General features: G+C 68.0%; 19 protein-coding genes. 16 read left to right on the forward strand and 3 right to left on the reverse strand.

From position 1 onward, the window contains the following. Nucleotides 1–166: 166 nt before the first annotated feature. On the reverse strand, nucleotides 167–943 hold the full coding sequence (locus D7006_RS13690; RefSeq protein WP_237353408.1) for an SDR family NAD(P)-dependent oxidoreductase: 777 nt from the start codon (nucleotides 941–943) through the stop codon (nucleotides 167–169). A 190-nt stretch (nucleotides 944–1,133) separates the two neighbouring features. On the opposite strand from D7006_RS13690, the gene D7006_RS13695 reads away from it, so the two are divergent. From D7006_RS13695 to D7006_RS13720, 6 genes are all read left to right on the forward strand, one after another. Continuing rightward, nucleotides 1,134–1,883, forward strand: a complete 750-nt coding sequence (locus D7006_RS13695) for an SDR family NAD(P)-dependent oxidoreductase (protein WP_237353409.1) — start codon at nucleotides 1,134–1,136, stop codon at nucleotides 1,881–1,883. Nucleotides 1,884–2,000: 117 nt separating this feature from the next. After that, on the forward strand, nucleotides 2,001–2,849 hold the full coding sequence (locus D7006_RS13700) for a branched-chain amino acid ABC transporter permease (protein WP_237353410.1): 849 nt from the start codon (nucleotides 2,001–2,003) through the stop codon (nucleotides 2,847–2,849). Continuing rightward, on the forward strand, nucleotides 2,846–3,838 hold the full coding sequence (locus D7006_RS13705) for a branched-chain amino acid ABC transporter permease (protein WP_237353412.1): 993 nt from the start codon (nucleotides 2,846–2,848) through the stop codon (nucleotides 3,836–3,838). Before D7006_RS13700 ends, D7006_RS13705 begins: the two co-directional genes overlap by 4 nt. After that, nucleotides 3,835–4,542 (forward strand): ABC transporter ATP-binding protein, encoded by a 708-nt coding sequence (locus D7006_RS13710; RefSeq protein WP_237353414.1) that lies wholly within the window; start codon nucleotides 3,835–3,837, stop codon nucleotides 4,540–4,542. Before D7006_RS13705 ends, D7006_RS13710 begins: the two co-directional genes overlap by 4 nt. Beyond that, nucleotides 4,539–5,234, forward strand: a complete 696-nt coding sequence (locus tag D7006_RS13715; RefSeq protein WP_237353416.1) for an ABC transporter ATP-binding protein — start codon at nucleotides 4,539–4,541, stop codon at nucleotides 5,232–5,234. Before D7006_RS13710 ends, D7006_RS13715 begins: the two co-directional genes overlap by 4 nt. Before the next feature lie 38 nt (nucleotides 5,235–5,272). Then, complete coding sequence (locus D7006_RS13720; protein ID WP_237353418.1) at nucleotides 5,273–6,448, forward strand: ABC transporter substrate-binding protein; 1,176 nt, start codon at nucleotides 5,273–5,275, stop codon at nucleotides 6,446–6,448. Nucleotides 6,449–6,485: 37 nt separating this feature from the next. Here the strand turns inward: D7006_RS13720 and D7006_RS13725 are convergent, their stop codons facing one another. Then, nucleotides 6,486–7,307 carry an IclR family transcriptional regulator gene (locus D7006_RS13725; RefSeq protein WP_169124209.1) on the reverse strand — a complete coding sequence of 274 codons (822 nt, stop codon included), beginning with the start codon at nucleotides 7,305–7,307 and terminating at the stop codon, nucleotides 6,486–6,488. A 332-nt stretch (nucleotides 7,308–7,639) separates the two neighbouring features. Here D7006_RS13725 and D7006_RS13730 point away from each other — a divergent pair, with 332 nt between their 5' ends. The 8 genes from D7006_RS13730 to D7006_RS13765 all read left to right on the forward strand — a co-directional run bounded on the left by D7006_RS13730 (nucleotide 7,640) and on the right by D7006_RS13765 (nucleotide 15,806). After that, nucleotides 7,640–8,383: an SDR family NAD(P)-dependent oxidoreductase gene (locus tag D7006_RS13730; RefSeq protein WP_237353420.1), complete on the forward strand. Its 744-nt coding sequence runs from the start codon at nucleotides 7,640–7,642 to the stop codon at nucleotides 8,381–8,383. 32 nt (nucleotides 8,384–8,415) lie between these two features. Continuing rightward, nucleotides 8,416–9,159 carry an SDR family NAD(P)-dependent oxidoreductase gene (locus D7006_RS13735; RefSeq protein WP_237353422.1) on the forward strand — a complete coding sequence of 248 codons (744 nt, stop codon included), beginning with the start codon at nucleotides 8,416–8,418 and terminating at the stop codon, nucleotides 9,157–9,159. 129 nt (nucleotides 9,160–9,288) lie between these two features. Further along, nucleotides 9,289–10,521 carry an ABC transporter substrate-binding protein gene (locus D7006_RS13740; RefSeq protein WP_229644073.1) on the forward strand — a complete coding sequence of 411 codons (1,233 nt, stop codon included), beginning with the start codon at nucleotides 9,289–9,291 and terminating at the stop codon, nucleotides 10,519–10,521. Nucleotides 10,522–10,622: 101 nt separating this feature from the next. Continuing rightward, nucleotides 10,623–11,024 carry a cupin domain-containing protein gene (locus D7006_RS13745; RefSeq protein ID WP_169124213.1) on the forward strand — a complete coding sequence of 134 codons (402 nt, stop codon included), beginning with the start codon at nucleotides 10,623–10,625 and terminating at the stop codon, nucleotides 11,022–11,024. A gap of 63 nt (nucleotides 11,025–11,087) precedes the next feature. Beyond that, nucleotides 11,088–11,954 (forward strand): fumarylacetoacetate hydrolase family protein, encoded by an 867-nt coding sequence (locus D7006_RS13750; protein WP_237353423.1) that lies wholly within the window; start codon nucleotides 11,088–11,090, stop codon nucleotides 11,952–11,954. Next, the gene (locus tag D7006_RS13755; RefSeq protein WP_229644075.1) at nucleotides 11,951–12,307 is read left to right on the forward strand and encodes an NIPSNAP family protein; all 357 of its coding nucleotides are present in this window, start codon (nucleotides 11,951–11,953) and stop codon (nucleotides 12,305–12,307) included. The genes D7006_RS13750 and D7006_RS13755 overlap by 4 nt, the downstream gene beginning before the upstream one ends. A gap of 228 nt (nucleotides 12,308–12,535) precedes the next feature. Further along, nucleotides 12,536–13,621: a glycosyltransferase family 4 protein gene (locus D7006_RS13760; protein WP_237353424.1), complete on the forward strand. Its 1,086-nt coding sequence runs from the start codon at nucleotides 12,536–12,538 to the stop codon at nucleotides 13,619–13,621. After that, nucleotides 13,608–15,806, forward strand: coding sequence for a glycogen debranching N-terminal domain-containing protein (locus D7006_RS13765; protein WP_237353425.1), 2,199 nt, complete (start codon nucleotides 13,608–13,610; stop codon nucleotides 15,804–15,806). The genes D7006_RS13760 and D7006_RS13765 overlap by 14 nt, the downstream gene beginning before the upstream one ends. Before the next feature lie 2 nt (nucleotides 15,807–15,808). Here the strand turns inward: D7006_RS13765 and D7006_RS13770 are convergent, their stop codons facing one another. Continuing rightward, complete coding sequence (locus D7006_RS13770) at nucleotides 15,809–16,516, reverse strand: glutathione S-transferase family protein (RefSeq protein ID WP_237353426.1); 708 nt, start codon at nucleotides 16,514–16,516, stop codon at nucleotides 15,809–15,811. Nucleotides 16,517–16,679: 163 nt separating this feature from the next. Between D7006_RS13770 and D7006_RS13775 the strand changes: the two genes are divergently transcribed. Both D7006_RS13775 and D7006_RS13780 read left to right on the forward strand, forming a co-directional pair. Further along, nucleotides 16,680–17,369 (forward strand): glutathione binding-like protein, encoded by a 690-nt coding sequence (locus D7006_RS13775; protein WP_237353427.1) that lies wholly within the window; start codon nucleotides 16,680–16,682, stop codon nucleotides 17,367–17,369. A gap of 75 nt (nucleotides 17,370–17,444) precedes the next feature. Next, complete coding sequence (locus tag D7006_RS13780) at nucleotides 17,445–18,044, forward strand: TetR/AcrR family transcriptional regulator (RefSeq protein WP_237353428.1); 600 nt, start codon at nucleotides 17,445–17,447, stop codon at nucleotides 18,042–18,044. The last annotated feature ends 5 nt before the right edge of the window (nucleotides 18,045–18,049 follow it).

The following is an 18,049-nucleotide window of genomic DNA, read 5'->3' on the forward strand; positions in this document are numbered from 1 at the left end:
CGCGCTCCGGTGCCGGTGCAAGGGGAATTAAGAACGTAGCGGTTGTACCCCTTCTGTTCTCTGTTCGCAATATGTTCTCTTTTGTCCACAGTGTGTGGATAACATTTGGTATAACAGAGCGCCTTCGAGCTGCTGCCGGGGCCATCGAGGCCCCGGCCCGCTCCCCTCAGTAAATGCCGGTTTCCACAGCCACGCGCCGATAGCCGGCGCCGGCCGTGAAGCCTCCGTCGATCACGAAGTCCTCGCCGGTGATGAAGGCGGAGCGATCCGAGGCGAGGAACAGCACCAGCTCGGCGATCTCCTCCGGCGTGCCGCTGCGGCCCATGGGTGTCATGCCGATCATCGGCTGGAGATGCGGGCTCGCGGCGTTCAGGGCCGTCACCACGAGGCCGGGGCATACGGCGTTCACGCGGATGCCGCGCGCGGCATATTCCATGGCGGCGCTGCGGGTGAGGCCGCGCAGGCCCCATTTGCTCGCCGTGTAGGCCGGATCGTAATGGCCGGAAAAGGCGCTGTTCGACGAGATGTTGACGATGCTGCCGCCGCCGGTCTCCTCCATCAGCGGCGCAGCGGCCCGGATGCCGAGGAAGGCGCCGGTGAGGTTGACCTTGAGCACCCGCTCCCACGCGTCCGGCTCCGTGGCCGAGACGGTGCTGCGATTGATGATGCCGGCATTGTTGATGAGGATGTCGAGCCGCCCCTTCCAGGCCCGCGCCGCCTCGATGGTCTGAGACCAGTCGGCCGGGTTGGTCACGTCGAGCGTGCGGAAGCGGGCTTCGATGCCTTGGGCGGCGAGTTCCGCCACGAACGCCTCGCCCTCGGGTGCGAGCACGTCGCAGACCAGCACTGCCGCGCCCTCGATGCCCAGACGCCGCGCTTCCGCCGCCCCCTGCCCCCGCGCGCCCCCGGTGACGATGGCGACGCGCCCCTCCAGTTCCTTCATGCGTTTCTCCCCGGCTTATCTGTTCGGGCCCGGCTGGCCGTCTGCTCTCGAGCCCGATCGCAGCCGCCGGAAAGCCCCTTGCCACAGAATTTAGAATAAACTAAAAATCGCATAATACGAGATTAATCGTCACTCAACGATCTCCGGACTCGACATGCTCGCAGAACCGGGACGCGGGGGAGGGAAAACAATGCTGCAAGGAAAGGTCGCCCTCATCACGGGGGCGGGCATCGGGATTGGCCGTTGCGCGGCGGAGCTGTTCGCCCGCCATGGCGGGCGCATCGTCGTCGCCGAGATCAACGAAGAGGCCGGGCGGGAAACGGCGGCGCGCATTCATGCCGCCGGCGGTGATGCGCGGTTCGTGCGGACCGACGTGACCGATGCGGCGAGCGTCGAGGCGGCGGTGGCGGCCGGCGTCGCGCACTATGGCCGTCTTGACGTGATCTACAACAACGCCGGGGGCTCGACGACCCGCGACAGCGATCTCACCCGCGCGCCGGACGACGAGTTCTGGCGGGCGATGACGCTCGATCTGCATGGCACCTGGCTGGTCAGCCGCTTCGGTATTCCCGAGCTCATCAAGGCCGGCGGCGGCGCGGTGGTGAATGCGGCGTCCGTGGTGGCCCTCATGGGCTGGCCGGGCAAGGATGCCTACACCGCCGCCAAGGGCGCCGTCGCCGCGCTCACCCGCTCCATGGCGGTGGAATACGCGCCCCACAACATCCGCGTGAACGCGGTGGCGCCGGGCGTCACCCGCACGCCGCGGGTGGTGGCGCAGCTGGAGCAATTGGAGACCACGCAGCGGCTCACCGCCGCCCACCTGCTGGGCATGGTGGAGCCGGAGCATGTGGCGCAGGCGGCGCTTTTCCTCGCGTCCGAGGCGTCCGGCCGAACCACCGGGCATGTGCTGCCCGTGGACAGCGGCCTCTCCATCTCCTGATCCAACCCAACGTCCTCGTCGCGCACGCAGACGGCCGAGCACCGTCCTGCGGCGCGCGGGTGTGATCCCCACCGGCGGGATCAGGACCTCAGCCACCCGCCCTACAGGAGGGGTCTGTTGATCATCCATATCCTCAACGGCTTCGTTTACGGGGGCCTGCTCTATCTGGTCGCCATCGGGCTGGTGCTCATCTTCGGGATCCGGCAGGTGGTGAACTTCGCCCACGGCAGCCTCTTCATGCTGGGCGCCTATGTGGGCTATGCGGCCACCGCGATTGCCGGCTTCTGGGCGGGCGTGGTGGCGGCGACGCTGGTGCTCGCCATCCTCGGCCTGCTCCTTGACCGCGCGGTGTTTCGCCCGCTGCAGGACCAGGACCCCATCGTCACCCTGCTCGTCACCTTCGGTCTCCTTCTGGTGATCGAGGATCTCGTGCGCACGGTCTGGGGCAAGGACACGCTCACCATCGCCATGCCCGACCTGCTCAGCGGCACGCTGCGCATCGCGGGCGAGGACTTTCCGGTCTACCGCCTGTTCGTCATCCTGGTCGCGGCGGGCATGGGCGCGGGGCTCACCTTGTGGCTGAAGCGCAGCCGCATCGGCCTTTACGTGCGTGCCTTCGCCTCCGATCCCCTCACCACCGGCACGCAGGGCGTGGACACCGAGCGCGTGAGCGCCGCCGTGGTCGCGCTGGGCGCGGGATTTGCGGGGCTCGCGGGCATCATCGCAGGGCCGCTTCTCGCCCTCTCGCCGGCCATGGGCGGGTCGATCCTCATCGAGAGCTTCATCGTGGTGGTGGTGGGCGGATTCGGCAGCTTCTCCGGCGCCTTCGTGGCGGCCCTGGTCATCGGCCAACTCCAGAACCTCGGCATCGTCTTCATCCCCTCCTTCTCCACCATGATCCCCTTCCTGCTCATGATGCTCATTCTGCTGTGGCGTCCCCTCGGCCTCACCGGGAGGGCGGCATGACGAGCCCAGCCACGCTCACGGCCACCGCCCCGGCGCGTCCGGCGCGCGCGCCGGGCAGTGTCCTCGCCCTCGTCGTGTTGGGGACCGGATGCCTGCTGCCCTTCGCCGGCGCCTCGCCGCTTCTCCTGTCGCTGCTGGTGCAGGCCATCATCGGCGCCATGCTGGCCACCGGAGTGGGCTTCCTGGTGCGGCAGAACGGCATGGTCAGCTTCGGCCATGCCCTGTTCTTCGGCCTCGGCGGCTATGTGCTCGGCGTGCCCATGGCGCATGGGCTGCTGCCGCCGGAAATGGCGGTGCTGCTGGCGCTGCTGGTGCCGGCGCTGCTGGCCTTTCTGCTCGGCCTCGTCATCACGCGCATTCCCGGCGTCGCCTTCTCCATGCTCAGCCTCGCCTGCGCGCAGACCTTCTACGAGGTGGTGCTGAAGGTACGCACCCTGGCCAACGGCGACGACGGCATGTCCGTCACCTTCCCCGCCCGCCTGTTCGGGCTGGACGTGGGGCTGCTGCAGGATCCGCGCTCCATGTACCTCATCTGCTGGGTGCTGCTGGCGGCCGTTCTCGTCGGGCTGTGGCTGTTCACGCGCTCGCCCTATGGCCTGCTGACCCTCGCCATCCGCTCGAACGAGGAGCGGGCGCGCTTCATCGGCTACGAGACCGTGGTGCCGCGTGCGGCGGTCTATGCGCTGTCCGCCGGCGTCGCGGGCCTCGCGGGGGTGCTCGCCACCTTCTACAACGGCTTCATCTCTCCCGACATGATGCACTGGACCCTCTCCGGCTCGGCGCTGGTCATGGCCGTCATCGGCGGCACGCGGGCCGTGTGGGGGCCGGCGCTGGGCGCGGTGGTGTTCTTCTTCTTCAAGGAGATCGTCGGCGACGCCACCGAGCACTGGCCGGCGGTGATCGGCATCACCCTCATCGTGGTCACCCTGTGCGCGCCGGCCGGCCTCAGCGGGCTGCTCGCACGCCTCTTCGCGCGGAGGGCAGCATGACACTTCCGGCCATCGAGGGGCGCGCCCTCTCCCGCACCTATGGCGGGTTCCGCGCGCTGGACGGCGTGGACCTGAAGGTAGCGCGCGGCGAGGTGCGCGGCATCATCGGCCCCAACGGAGCAGGAAAATCCACGCTCATGGACGTGCTCACCGGCCGTGCGGCCTCCCGCGGCGGCACGGTGCTGCTGGGCGGGCGGGACATAAGCGCGCTGGCGCCCCGCGCCCGCCAGCGCGCCGGCCTCGCCCGCTCCTTCCAGAAGACCAATGTCTTCCTCGATCTCACCGTCGGCGAGCAGATCCGCCTCGCCGGCCGCTGCGCGACGCTCGACAACGGCGAGGAGGTGCTGGTGGCGCTGGGCCTCGCCGAGATCGCCCATCGTCCCGCAGCCGACATCTCCTATGGCGACCGGCGCCGTCTCGATCTCGCTTTGGCGCTGGTGGGGCGCCCGCAGGTGCTGCTGCTCGACGAGCCGGCGGCCGGCCTCACGGTGGAAGAATCCCTCGCCATGGCCGACCTGCTGAAGGATCTCGCCCGGCGCTGGCACGTCACGGTGCTGCTGGTGGAGCACGACATGGAGGTGGTGTTCGGCATCTGCGACCGCATCACCGTGCTCCATCTCGGCCGCCTTCTCGCCGAGGGCACCCCAGCCGAAATCCGGTCCGATCCGCGGGTCATCTCCGCCTATCTGGGGACTGCTGCATGACCTTGCTCAGCTTCGATGCCGTGGATGCCTTCTACGGGCGCGCCCAGGTGCTGAGGGGCGTGAGCCTCGCCATCGGCAAGGGCGAGCGCGTGGGGCTGCTCGGACGCAACGGCGTCGGCAAGACCACGGTGGTCAACGCCCTGCAGGGCATCGCCCAGGTGGGCCGAGGGGCCGTGGTGATGGCCGGGCAGCCGGCGCCGCGCATCCGCCACTACAGCGCCGCCCGGGCCGGCATCTCCGTGGTGCCGCAGGGTCGGCGGATCATCCCCGCGCTCAGCGTGCGGGAGAACCTCCTGCTCGGCGCCGCCGTCGCCCGTCCCGGCCCCTGGACCCTGGCCCGCGTCTTCGAGCTGTTCCCGGTGCTGAAGGAGCGCCAGCACACGCCCGGCACCGCCCTGAGCGGCGGCCAGCAGCAGATGCTCGCCATCGGCCGCGCCCTGATGGCCAACCCCGACCTCCTCGTGCTGGACGAGCCGTCCGAGGGGCTGGCGCCGGTGATCGTGGATGAGCTCGCCGAGGTCTTCGTGCGCCTCGCCGACGAGGGCACGAGCCTGCTCCTCATCGAGCAGCACATCAGCCTCATCCGCCGCGTGGTGGAAAGATACCACATCATGTCCAAGGGGATGATCGTCGACAGCGGACCGCTGGCCCAGCTGACGACGGAAAAGCTCAAGCAACACGTCGCCGTTTGAAGGCGTGAACAAGGGTGGAACTGCCAATGGGATGGACGATGCGTTTGGGCGGCGCGCTCGCGGCCGCCATGATGCTGCCGGTGGCGGCGATGGCGCAGGAGCCGCTGCGGATCGGCGTGCCGACCGCGCTGACCGGCACCTATGCCGACCTCGGCAGCCAGGTGAAGCGCGCCATCGCCTTCGCCGCCGCCGAAGCCAACGCAGCGGGCGGCATCGACGGCCACAAGGTGGAGGTGGAATACCTCGACACGGAGGCCAAGCCCGATCTCGCCCGGCGCCAGGCGGAAAAGCTCGCGCTCCAGGGCAACAAGGTGCTCATCGGCGCCATCGCCTCCGGCGAGGCCCTTGCCATCGCTCCCCTGCTGGCGCGTTGGGACGCGCTCTACATCGCGACCACCAACAAGAGCGACAAGATCACCGCCGAGGCCTGCGTGCCGCGCATGTTCCGCGTCAACCGGCCGGACAGCTCCGACGCCGCCACCATGGCGCCCTGGCTGAAGGGCCGCAGCGAGGAGACATGGGCGGTGATGGCCGCCGATATCGCCTGGGGCCGCGATGTCGCCGCAAGCTTCGGCAAGGCCGCCGCGGCACAGGGCAAGAAGGTGGTGCTGGAGAATTTCTCCGCCCTCGGCACCAACGATTTCGCGACCTACATCCAGAAGATCAAGGATTCCGGCGCCAAGGGCGTGTGGGTGGCACTGGCGGGGCGCGATGCGGTGAACTTCGCCATGCAGGCCAAGCAGGCCGGCCTTCTCGACAGCGCCACCGTGGCCGGGGTTAGCTTCGTGACCGACAACACGGTCGCCTCCATCGGCGATGCGGCCAAGGGCGTCGCCGGCATCATCAATTACTCGTCCACCCTCGACAATCCGGCCAACAAGGCGTTCGTGGCGGCGTGGGAGAAGGCCTATCCCGGCACCACGCCGACGAACTTCGAGGGCGAGACCTACATCGCGATGCAGGTGCTGTTCCAGGCGGTGAAAGCCGCCGGCAGCGTGAAGGCGGCGGACATCGCCAAGGCCCTGCCGGGCCGCACCTACGCGACCATCCTCGGCGACCAGCAGATGCGCCGCGAGGACAACCAGCTGGTGGGGCCGAACTTCTTCGGCGTGGTCGAGGTGTTCGACGGCAAGCTGCGGCCGGTGGTGAAGATGTCGGTTCCCGCGGAGACCGCCACCGTCGCGCCGAGCCCGGCCTGCAAGATCGCCGGCTGACAAGGAGGGGCGGCGTTCGCGGGAGCGCCGCCCGTTCTCATTCCACGGGAGAGGCATCCTCGGGGGCGAGGGTGCGAATCTTGCGCGGACGCGCCGCCCGCTGCGCCGGCCGGTCCCCGGCCTCGCCGGCGATGGCGCTGGTGATGCGGGCGGCCAGCTGCTTGATCTCGCTCACCAGATCTTCCTTGCCGGCGCTCTGGAAGCGGGACTCGCGCACCGCGAACACCACGCTGCCGAGGATGCGCCGCTCCGCATCGAACACCGGCGCGCCGATGCCCACGAGATCGGGGATCACCTCGCCCCGCGTGACGCAATAGCCGTCGCGACGCAGGCGGGACATGTTGGAGCGGAACTGCTCCCAGTTCTCGCCGAGGCCGGCCTCGCGCACCAATTCCCCGTGCCACAGCATGATGTTGCGCAACTGGTAGGGAGTCAGATGGGCAAGGATGGTCTTCGCCATGGCGCCGCGGAACATGGGCATGGGGCGACCGCGCTCGTAATATTCCGGCACCGAGCGCTCGGGCCAGACGATATCCGCGCACATGACCTTGTCGCCGTAGTAGCTGCACAGCATCACGTTGATGCCGAGGCGCGCGCTCACGTCCCGCATGGGCGCGCCGGCGCGGGTCAGCAGCGGGTCGGCCCGGCGCACGAGGCGGTCGAGTTCGATGATGCGCGGGCCGAGCACATAGCTGCCGCCGGTGGTGGGCGCGAGCAGCCCCGAATCGCACAAAGACTGGATGTAGCGATAGGCCGTGGCGCGCGAGGCACCGGCCGCCTGCACGTCCTCGAGCTGGATGCTCATGCGCTCTTCGCCGAAAAGGTCCAGAACCTTCAGCATCTTGTCGAGACTGCTCATGGCTGCGTCCCTCCGGCTCGCCGCTTCATGCACCCGGGGCGCACCATCTGTCGGCGCATTATAGGGTCCATGTCCGCGAATTGAAATTTGCGAGCAGTTTCAAAATCTGCCCCGCCGCGCCCACCTCGGCGGCTCGACCCTGCGACGTGGCCGGCAGGCAAGGCTCTGCAAAGCGCGCCAACACAATGCCATGAGACATTGACATAGCTCAAGATGCGGAAATAGTCTCACAATACGAGAATAATATAATAACTAGGAAGCGCCGTGTTCAGTTCTGAAGAGGCTCCGATGGGGGCCCTTGTCGCATCTGCATGTCCCCGGAAGGACCGACCGTGACGCCCCGCGCGCCCTACGACCTCACCGGCATGCGCATCCTGCTTACCGGCGCTGCCGGCGGCATTGGCCGCGCGACGGCGCAGCTGTGCGCGAGCCTCGGTGCCGAGATGGTGCTGACCGACGCCGGGCCCGCCCCCGGCCTTGCCGAGGACCTGCCGCGCGATCACGGCCAGGCCCACAGCTACGCCGCCTGCGACGTGCGCGACCGGGCCGCGGTGGAGGCCCTGTGCCAATCGGCCGGCCCCTTGGATGCGGCGGTGCTGAATGCCGGCATCTTCCCGCAGGAGCAGTGGCTTGCAGACGATTGGGACGACCTGTTCCACGAGGTGATGGCGGTGAACGTGGCCGGGCCGGCGCATTTTGCCCGCGCGCTCGTTCCAGCCATGAAGGCGCGGGGCAACGGCCGCATCGTCCTCCTCGGCTCGGTTGCCGCCCACACCGGCGGCACCTATGCCCATTCCCCGGTGAGCTATGCGGCGTCCAAGGGCGCGGTCCACACCTTCGTGCGCTGGCTGGCGCGCCGCGCCGCGCCGGAAGTGCTGGTGAATGCGGTGGCGCCCGGGTCCACCCTCACGCGCATGGTGGCCACTGCCGATCCCAAGGCGCTGGAGGCGATGCCCGTGCCGCGCTTCGGCCGGCCGGAAGAGATCGCCTGGCCCATCGCCTTCCTGTGCTCCCCCGGCGCCAGCTTCGTGTGCGGCGCCATTCTGGACGTGAACGGCGGCGCCTACATGGGCTGAGGGCCCAAGCGTCCTTCAATCGGGAAAACACCATGTTGCTGGAAGGCAAGGTTGCCATCATCACGGGCGCGGGCAGCCCGCAGGGGATCGGCTATGGCGTGGCGCGCCGCTTCGCGCGGGAGGGGGCGCGGGTGGCGTTGCTCGATCGCTCGCCCCGGCCGTCGCAGGAGATGGAGCGCGAACTTGGCCCCAACGCCATGACGGTGGTGGCCGACGTGCGCGACGAGGCGGCCTGCGCCGCCGCCATCGCCGAAGTGGTGGAGCGCTGGGGACGCCTCGACGTGCTCGTCAACAATGCCGGCGTGGTGCAGGCCCGCCGCACGCGGGACATCTCGCGTGACGACTACGATCTGGTGCTGGATGTGAACCTGCGCGGCACGCTGCTCATGTCCCAGCAGGCGCTGGCACACATGGGGCCGGGCGGGTCCATAGTATGCATCGCCTCCATCGCCGCCCAGCGCGGCGGCGGGCTCATGGGCGGGCCGCACTATGCCGCCTCCAAGGGAGGCGTGCTGGCGCTGGTGAAGTCCATGGCCCGCGAATTCGGGCCGGCCGGCATCCGCGTCAATGCGGTCAATCCCGGCGTCATTCTCACCGGCATGACCGCCGGAGCCTATGAGGGCGAACGGGGCGCGAGCGTCATCTCCACCATTCCGCTCGCCCGGCTCGGGACGCCGGATGACGTGGCCGGCGCCTGCCTGTTCCTGGCTTCGGATCTGGCCGGCTACATCACCGGAGCGTCGGTGGATGTGAATGGCGGAATGCACATGCACTGACGGTCGGCGCATGTTGACACTAGTCTCATAAAATGAGATTTTTAGTTATTCGCTCTTAAGGCAGAAAACGACCTGCAAAGGCAGGCAGCATTGGGCGCCCCGACGTCCGATCATGGGGAGGAAACACAGATGAAGCGCATGCTGGCCCGCACCGCCCTTGCCCTGGCGGTGGGCGGTCTTTCCCTCGCGGCGACCTCCGCCGCACGGGCGCAGTTCACCGATGGAGTCGTCCGCATCGGCGTGCTCAACGACCAGAACGGCATCTATGCCGACATGGCCGGCCCCGGCTCGGTCGCGGCCGCGAAGATCGCGGTGGAGGAGATCGGCGGCAAGATCGGCAACACGCCCATCGAGATCATCGTCGGCGACCACCAGAACAAGCCGGACATCGGCCTCAACATCGCGCGCAAGTGGCTGGACGTGGACGGCGTCGACATGATCGCCGACATTCCCAATTCCTCCATCTCCCTGGCGCTGGTCCAGCTGGTGAAGGAAAAGAACAAGGTGGCCGTCATCGCCACCTCCAACAGCAATCGCCTGACCGGTGATTCCTGCACGCCCAATCATGTCCACTGGACGCTGGACAATTACTCCCTCGCCAAGAGCACGGCGACGGAAGTGCTGAAGTCGGGCGGCAGCAGCTGGTATTTCGTGACGGTGGACTATGCCTTCGGCCACGACATGGAGCGCGAGGCGGGGCAGATCGTGAAGAATGCCGGCGGCACCGTGGTCGGCTCCGTCCGCCACCCGCTCGGCTCGTCGGACCTCTCCTCCTTCCTGCTGCAGGCCCAGGCCTCCGGCGCCAAGGTGATCGGCTTCGCCAATTCCGGCGCCGACTTCACCAATTCCATGAAGCAGTCGGCAGAATTCGGCCTCACCCAGGGCAAGCAGAAGCTGGCAGCGCTCGCCGTGTATCTCACGGACATCAAGTCCCTCGGCCTCACCAGCGGCCAGGGGCTCTATCTCAGCGAGCCGTTCTACTGGGATCTCAATGACCAGACCCGCGCCTTCGCCAAGAAGTTCTCGGAGAAGATGAACGGCGCCATGCCCACCTCCTTCCAGGCCGGCGTCTATTCAGGCGTGCTGCATTATCTGAAGGCGGTCCAGGCCCTCAACAGCGACGCGGATGGTCGCGCCATCGTCGCCAAGATGAAGGATCTGCCCACGGACGACCTCGCCTTCGGCAAGGGCTATGTGCGGGCCGACGGCCGCAAGATCCACCCCATGTACCTGTTCAAGGTGAAGAGCCCGGCCGAATCCAAGGGACCGTGGGACCTCTACACCAAGATCGGCGAGACACCCGCCGACCAGGCCTTCAAGCCCCTCGAGGCCGGCGGCTGCGCGCTGGTGAAGCAGAACTGAGTCCGCCGGGCCTTTCCCTTTCAGCGAAGCCGGGAGGCTGCGGGCTCCCGGCCGAATGCCCCGCGCATCCACAGTCCCGCATCGATTTTCAGGAGCAGAAGATGGTCGCAATCACCCCCGGCCTCGCCGGCGAGGACAAGCTCGGTCCGAAAGATTCCCGCTACGTCGACGTGCCGAGCCTGCCGTGGAAGCCCACCCCCACCAAGGGCATCGACATGAAGATCCTGCTCCTCGACGAGGAGACCGGGCTCATGACCGCCCTCTTCCGCTGGCAGCCCGGCACGGAGCTGCCCCGCCACGAGCATGTGGAGATCGAACAGACCTACGTGCTGGAAGGCAGCATCGTGGACGCCGAGGGCGAGGCGCTCTCCGGCAATTATGTCTGGCGCCCGGCCGGCAACCAGCATGTGGCCCGCTCTCCCAACGGCGCGCTCGTCATCTCCATGTTCCTGCGTCCCAACAAGTTTCTCGACGGCGACCTCGCCGGTCAGGAACTGAAGTAAGTCCAGGGACACACCGGGGCGGCCGGGCTTGGGTCCGGCCCCTTGGCTGAACGAGAGAGCGTCATGCGCATCGTCCGCTTTGAACATCAGGGCCGCATCCAGTTCGGCACGCGACGGGATGACCACGTAACCCCCTTCGCCGGGGTGGCAGGGGGATCCTTCACCGCCCTTCTGGCGGCCCTTGCGGACGGCGCGCATGTCCCGCAGGCCACCCCCATTCCTCAGGCGCAGGTGAGCCTGCTGCCGCCGGTGCCGCTCACCGGGAAGATCATCTGCATCGGCCTCAACTATGCGGACCACGCCCGCGAGGGCGGCCACCCCATTCCCACCTATCCGGCGGTCTTCCTGCGCACCGCCACCTCGCTGGTGGGCCACGGGCAGCCGCTGGTACGCCCGGCGCTCTCCGAGCAGTTCGACTATGAGGCCGAGCTTGCGGTGGTGATCGGGCGGACCGCGCACCGCGTCCGTGCGGCCGATGCCCTGCACCATGTCGCGGGCTATTCCTGCTTCAATGACGGGTCGATCCGGGATTTCCAGCGCAAGTCCACCCAGTGGACCATGGGCAAGAACTTCGACCGCTCCGGCTCCGTCGGCCCTGAGCTGGTGACGCCGGACGAGTTGCCATCCGGGGTCGACAATCTGCGCATCGCCGCGCGCCTCAATGGCGAGACGCTGCAGGACGGCTCCACCCGGGAGATGATCTTCCCCGTGGCGGATTTGATCGAGACCTTGTCCGCCGTCATGACGCTGGAGCCCGGCGACGTCATCGCCACCGGCACGCCGGCTGGCGTCGGCTTCGCCCGCACGCCGCCGCGCTTCATGGAGGCCGGCGACCTCATCGAGATCGAGATCGAGGGCATCGGCATCCTCGCCAATACCATCGTGGACGAGGCGCCCGACGCCGCCGAACAGGAAAGCCATCGCCCATGATCGTCGAAGAGCGGATGTACGTGCTCCACACCGAGGTGAACATCGCCGACTACATGGCGATCTACACCAGCGAGGGCCTGCCGCTGCAGCGGGAGATTCTCGGCGGCTTCCTCGGCTATTTCACCACCGAGATCGGCACGCAGAACCAGCTCGTCCATTTCTGGGCGTATGCGGACCTGGAGGAGCGGCGCAAGCGGCGCGAGAAACTGGCGGCGCAGCCCGGCTGGCAGGCGTGCCTCGTGAAGATACGGCCCATGATCATGACCATGGAGAACCGCATCCTCGTCCCCACCGCCTTTTCCCCCTGGCCCGGCGCGACGCCGAGCCTCGCGGCGGGCAGCGGGCAGGCGTGACGTTTTCCGTGTCGAGCAGGCCTTGCAGAGATTGACGTTGCAAGGCCTCCTCGGCCGAACCGATTTCAACGCCCTTCCCCCTACAGCCTCCTCCAGCAGCCCCGCTGCGCGCACCGTCTTCGCAGATGCAGTGAAACCTTGAGCCCTCCTGCCGCGTTGAGGCGTCAGACACGCGAGACCTACCCATCCTCGGTAGTCATCGCGCCGGCGCCGCCGGAGGAGACACACATGCGCATCGCCCAAGTCGCGCCGCTCATCGAGAGCGTGCCGCCGCGCCGCTATGGGGGAACCGAACGTATCGTCTCCTACCTCACCGAGGAATTGGTGGCGCAGGGCCATGACGTGACGCTGTTCGCCAGCGGCGACTCGCTCACTTCAGCCCAGCTTGAGCCCATGTGCGAGACGGGTTTGCGTCTCTCCACCGGCCCCGTCGATCCCGTCGTCTTCCACCTGCTCATGCTGGAGCAGGTGCGGCGGCGCGCGGACGAGTTCGATCTCATCCATGTGCATGTGGACGTGCTGCACTATCCGGTGCTGAAGGAGCTTGCGCCGCGCACGCTCACCACCCTGCATGGCCGGCTCGACAGCGTCGCCGCCCAGCGGCTCTACGCGCTGTATGACGAATTTCCGCTGGTCTCCATCTCCAATCACCAGCGCAAGCCCATGCCGCCGGTGAACTGGGCCTCCACGATCTACCACGGCCTGCCGGAAGCGCTCCTGCCGTTCAATCCGACGGGGGGCGACTATCTCGCCTTCCTCGGCCGCATCTCGCCGGAAAAGCGCCCCGACCGCGCGATCGAGATCGCCGCCCGCGCGGGGCTGCCGCTCAAGATCGCGGCGAAGGTGGACCAGGCGGACCTGGAATATTGGGAAACGAAGATCCGCCCCATGGTGGAAGCCACCCCCGGCGTCGAATTCATCGGCGAGATCGACGAGCGGCAGAAGGCGCAGTTCCTCGGCAATGCCAAGGCCCTGATCTTCCCCATCGATTGGCCCGAACCGTTCGGGCTGGTGATGATAGAGGCCATGTCCTGCGGCACGCCGACCATCGCCTATGGCTGCGGCTCGGTTCCGGAGGTGCTGGAGAACGGACTGACCGGCTACATCGTCCGCAGTCAGGATGAGGCGGTGGCCCGCGTCGCCGATCTGGACCGGCTCGACCGCGCCGCCATCCGCCACACCTTCGAGAAGCGTTTCTCGGCGGCGCGGATGGCGCGGGACTATGTGGCGCTCTACCAGCGCCTTGCCGCGCCCTCCTCCCCCCGGATGGTGCCGCGTGAGTTGGTCAACGGGAGCCTCAATGTCGCCGTCTGACGCCGCGGCCCGGGCTGCCGCCGCAGACTCGCAGGAGCCGGGCTATGCCATCGCCGCCAGCGCCTCGCAGATCGAGGCGATGCCGCGCACGCTCAAGCACGACGAGACGTTCGCCGTGTTCGATGCCCATGGCGATGCCGTCCCCGGTCTCGCCAGCAACCATGGCCTGTTCCACCGCGACACGCGGCACCTCTCGCAATTCTTCCTCACCATCGACGGGGTGCGGCCGCTGCTACTCGGCTCCACGGTGCGGGACGACAACGCAACGCTGAGCTGCGACCTCACCAATCCCGACCTGCCGGCGCGCAACGGCGAGGGCGAGCTGGCGCACGACCTCATCCATTTGCGCCGCTCGCGCTTCCTGTTCCGCGGCGCGTGTCATGAATGCCTGTCCGTTCGCAATTTCGATGGCGAGACGCGCACCTTCGAGATCGGCCTCTTCTTCGATGCCGATTTCGTGGATTTGTTCGAAGTGCGCGGGTCGCATCGGGCAAAGCGCGGGCGGATGGCGGCGCCTGTGGTGGGGGAGAGCCATGTGGTCCTCTCCTATCGCGGTCTCGACGAGCACACCCGCACCACCCGCCTCGCCTTCGCCCCCCGGCCCAGTGTCCTGAAGGCAGATCGCGCGCTCTACCGGCTGACCCTGAAGCCCGGCGAGGGCTTCGTGATTTTCGCGGAGATCCGGTGCGACGGCGCCGAGCCGGAGCGCGATGCCCGGCAGGCGTTCCGGCTCGGCCTCAAGGACATCCGCGCCGACATGCGGATACGGACGGCGCGCTCGGCGGGCGTTTCCTCCTCCAACGATCATTTCAACGAGGGCCTGCGCCGCGCGGTGAGCGACCTCAACGTCCTCATCACCGATCTGCCCGAAGGCCCCTACCCCTATGCGGGCGTGCCTTGGTTCTCGACCGTGTTCGGACGCGACGCGATCATCACCGCGTTCGAGACCCTGTGGCTGACGCCCTCTCTGGCGCGCGGCGTGCTGCTGCATCTCGCCGCCAACCAGGCCACCACCTTTGATCCCGAGGCCGATGCCGAGCCCGGCAAGATCCTGCACGAGGTGCGCTTCGGCGAGATGGCGGAACTCGGCGAGGTGCCGTTCCGCCGCTATTACGGCAGCATCGATTCCACCCCGCTCTTCGTCATGCTGGCCGGCGCCTATCTGGAGCGCACCGGCGACGTTGAGACGGTTCGCATGCTGCGGCCGGCCATCGAGGCCGCGCTCGACTGGATGCGCGAGCATGGCGACCGCGACGGGGACGGCTTCATCGAATACGGCCGCCGACGCGGGGACGGGCTGGTGAACCAGGGCTGGAAGGACAGCCACGACAGCATCTTCCATGCGGACGGACGGCTCGCCAAAGGCCCCATCGCGCTGGTGGAGGTGCAGGGCTATGCCTATGCGGCGTGGAATGCCGCGGCCGCCATTGCGCGCGTCCTCGGCGCCCCGGATGCGGCGGAGGCCCATGCGGCGCGGGCGCGCGACCTGCGTGCCGCCTTCGACGCCGCCTTCTTCGACGCGGCCCTCGGCACCTACGTCCTCGCGCTGGACGGCGACAAGGCGCCCTGCCGCGTCCGCACCTCCAATGCCGGGCACGCCCTGTTCTCCGGCATCGCCCTGCCCGAGCGGGCGGAAGCGGTGGCGGCGACCTTGATGAACAGCAGTTCCTTTTCCGGCTGGGGCGTGCGGACGCTCGCGGCCGGCGAGGCGCGCTTCAATCCCATGAGCTATCACAACGGCTCGGTGTGGCCGCACGACAACGCCGTGGTCGCGCTGGGGCTGGCGCGCTACGGCTTCCGGGCCGAGGCGGCGCGCATCTTCGAGGGGCTGTTCCGAGCCTCGGTCTATTTCGACCTGCGGCGCATCCCCGAGCTGTTCTGCGGCTTTGCCCGCCAGCGCAACCGGGGGCCGGTGGGCTATCCGGTCGCCTGCGCGCCGCAGGCCTGGGCGGCGGCGGCTCCTCTTGCCCTTCTCCAGGCCTCGCTTGGCCTCAGCTTCGACGTGGCGGAACGGCGCGCGGTGTTCGAGCGGCCCATGCTGCCGGAATTCCTCGACACGCTCACCCTCACCGGCCTCGCCGTCGCGGATGGGCATATCGACGTGAAAGTGGAGCGTGTGAAAGCCTCCGCCGCCCTGTCGGTGATCGACCGGCAGGGCGACGTCGGCATTCGCGTGGAGTCCTGACCCTATTCCGCCGCCGGCGGATAGTTGGAGGGGAAAAGCGCCTTGCGAGAGTCCTCGTCGCCCGACGCCTTGAACGCGTGGTCCTTGCCCACTTCGCGGGCGCGGGCGGCGGCGGGGCGGGCGTCGATCTCGGCGAACCAGCGCTTGATGTGCGGGAAGCGCGCGAGAGGATCATCCTCGCCCTTCAGCACGCGGGACGCCCGCCCGATCCAGCCCCAGGCCGACATGTCGGCGATGGTGTAGTCCGCACCGGTGACATAGGGGCGGGTGGCGAGCAGGTCGTCGAGCACCTGATAGTGCCGCTCCGCCTCGCGTCGGTAGCGGTTCACGGCATAGCCGAGGCCCTCGGGCGCGGCGTGCTGGAAATGCACCGCCTGACCGGAGAAGGGCCCGAGACCGCTGGCCAGGAACAGGAGCCAGGAGAGCAGTTCCGGCCGGTCCTTGGGATCACCACCGAAGCGGCCGGTCTTCTCGGCGAGGTAGAGCAGGATCGCGGTGGAATCGAACACCCGCGCCTCGCCGCCGCCCGGCCCTTCCGTATCGACGATGGCCGGCACCTTGCCGTTGGGATTGATGGCGCGGAACGCCGGCAGGTGCTGCTCGCCCTTGGCCGTATCGACCGGGACGATCTCGTAGGGAAGGCCCGTCTCCTCAAGGAAGAGCGCGACCTTGGCCGGGTTGGGCGTGGGATGGAAATAGAAGCGGATCAACGGGATCACCCTTCGCTGGCAGCCGCCGAAGCGGGCACGTTTGCGTTTTAGAACGACTGATATAGAATGCACGCATCGGACACCCGCGCAAGCTGTCCGCATCGCAAAATACTGTCGCATGCCAGATCTCGGCGGCGGCATGACACGCCATGGATGATCCAGAATGATCGACCTGCATTATTGGCCGACCCCGAACGGTCACAAGATCACGATGTTTCTCGAAGAAGCGTGCGTCGACTACACCATCATCCCCGTCGACATCAACGCAGGCGACCAGTTCAAGCCGGATTTTCTGGCCATCGCCCCCAACAACCGCATGCCAGCCATCGTTGACCATGCCCCCACCGATGGTGGCGCGGCCATTTCGGTGTTCGAATCCGGCGCCATCCTGCTCTATCTCGCCGAGAAGACCGGCCGCTTCGTTCCCACCGACGTGCGCGGCCGCAAGAGCGTGCTGGAATGGCTGTTCTGGCAGGTGGGCGGGCTGGGTCCCATGGCGGGGCAGAACCACCATTTCGTCCAGTACGCCCCGGAGCGCATCCCCTATGCCATGGAGCGCTACGTGAAGGAGACGAACCGTCTCTATGGCGTGCTCAACACGCGCCTCGGCAAGAGCGCGAACGTGGCGGGCGAGGAGTATTCCATCGCCGACATGGCCATCTACCCCTGGATCGTGCCGCACCAGCGTCAGCAGCAGGATCTCGACACCTTCCCGAACCTGAAGCGCTGGTTCGAGGCGGTGGCGGCGCGCCCGGCCACCATCGCGGCCTATGCGAAGGGCGAGCCCTTCACCAAGCGTCCGACGGTGACCGAGGAAGGCAAGAAAATCTTGTTCGGCCAGACCGCACACTAGGCCGGATGACGTCTCCCCCGGCGCGGGTTACGCTGCGCCGGGAGAGGCGGAAAGACGCGGGAAAGACAGGGGACCATGGCGCGGCCGAGGGCGTTCGACGAGGGCGAGGTACTGGACGCGGCGCTGCGCTGCTTCTGGACCCGCGGCTACGAGGCGACCTCCGTGCGCGATCTCGCCTCCTCCATGGGCCTCACCGGCGCGAGCCTCTACAATGCCTTCGGCGACAAGCGCACGCTCTATGAGAAGGCGCTGGAGCGCTATGCCAGCCACAGTATGGCGGAACGCATCCGCCGGCTGGAGGCGCCGGACATCGCCCCGCGCGACGCCATATCCTCCTTCTTCCGGGAGACACTGGAGCGGGCGCTGGACGATCCCGAGATGAAGGGCTGCTTCGTGGTGAACGCCGCGGTGGAGATGGGGCCGCACGACCCCGAGCTTCGCGCCGCCGCCCTCGCCTCCCTCGGTGAGGTAGAGGCCTTCCTCACCCGCCGCATCGAGGCCGGCCGCGCGGATGGCACCATCCAGAACCGGGAAACCGCGCAGGAGCTGGCGCGCATGCTCCTCGGCGTCCATCTTGGCCTCCGGGTGCTGGCGCGCCTGCGCCCCGGCCGCGAACTGCTGGAGGGGGTGGTGAAACCCGCCCTCGCCGCCCTCGATCCGCACGTGCCGGGCTGATCCCG

Source organism: Xanthobacter sp. YC-JY1, from assembly GCF_021730305.1.
Classification (GTDB): Bacteria; Pseudomonadota; Alphaproteobacteria; order Rhizobiales; family Xanthobacteraceae; genus Xanthobacter; species Xanthobacter flavus.

Coding starts and splice junctions, on each gene's coding strand:
- D7006_RS13690 (WP_237353408.1), bottom strand. CDS start 943: ATGAAGGAACTGGAGGGGCGCGTCGCCATCGTCACCGGGGGCGCGCGG.
- D7006_RS13695 (WP_237353409.1), top strand. CDS start 1,134: ATGCTGCAAGGAAAGGTCGCCCTCATCACGGGGGCGGGCATCGGGATT.
- D7006_RS13705 (WP_237353412.1), top strand. CDS start 2,846: ATGACGAGCCCAGCCACGCTCACGGCCACCGCCCCGGCGCGTCCGGCG.
- D7006_RS13710 (WP_237353414.1), top strand. CDS start 3,835: ATGACACTTCCGGCCATCGAGGGGCGCGCCCTCTCCCGCACCTATGGC.
- D7006_RS13715 (WP_237353416.1), top strand. CDS start 4,539: ATGACCTTGCTCAGCTTCGATGCCGTGGATGCCTTCTACGGGCGCGCC.
- D7006_RS13720 (WP_237353418.1), top strand. CDS start 5,273: ATGCGTTTGGGCGGCGCGCTCGCGGCCGCCATGATGCTGCCGGTGGCG.
- D7006_RS13725 (WP_169124209.1), bottom strand. CDS start 7,307: ATGAGCAGTCTCGACAAGATGCTGAAGGTTCTGGACCTTTTCGGCGAA.
- D7006_RS13735 (WP_237353422.1), top strand. CDS start 8,416: ATGTTGCTGGAAGGCAAGGTTGCCATCATCACGGGCGCGGGCAGCCCG.
- D7006_RS13740 (WP_229644073.1), top strand. CDS start 9,289: ATGAAGCGCATGCTGGCCCGCACCGCCCTTGCCCTGGCGGTGGGCGGT.
- D7006_RS13745 (WP_169124213.1), top strand. CDS start 10,623: ATGGTCGCAATCACCCCCGGCCTCGCCGGCGAGGACAAGCTCGGTCCG.
- D7006_RS13750 (WP_237353423.1), top strand. CDS start 11,088: ATGCGCATCGTCCGCTTTGAACATCAGGGCCGCATCCAGTTCGGCACG.
- D7006_RS13755 (WP_229644075.1), top strand. CDS start 11,951: ATGATCGTCGAAGAGCGGATGTACGTGCTCCACACCGAGGTGAACATC.
- D7006_RS13760 (WP_237353424.1), top strand. CDS start 12,536: ATGCGCATCGCCCAAGTCGCGCCGCTCATCGAGAGCGTGCCGCCGCGC.
- D7006_RS13765 (WP_237353425.1), top strand. CDS start 13,608: ATGTCGCCGTCTGACGCCGCGGCCCGGGCTGCCGCCGCAGACTCGCAG.
- D7006_RS13775 (WP_237353427.1), top strand. CDS start 16,680: ATGATCGACCTGCATTATTGGCCGACCCCGAACGGTCACAAGATCACG.
- D7006_RS13780 (WP_237353428.1), top strand. CDS start 17,445: ATGGCGCGGCCGAGGGCGTTCGACGAGGGCGAGGTACTGGACGCGGCG.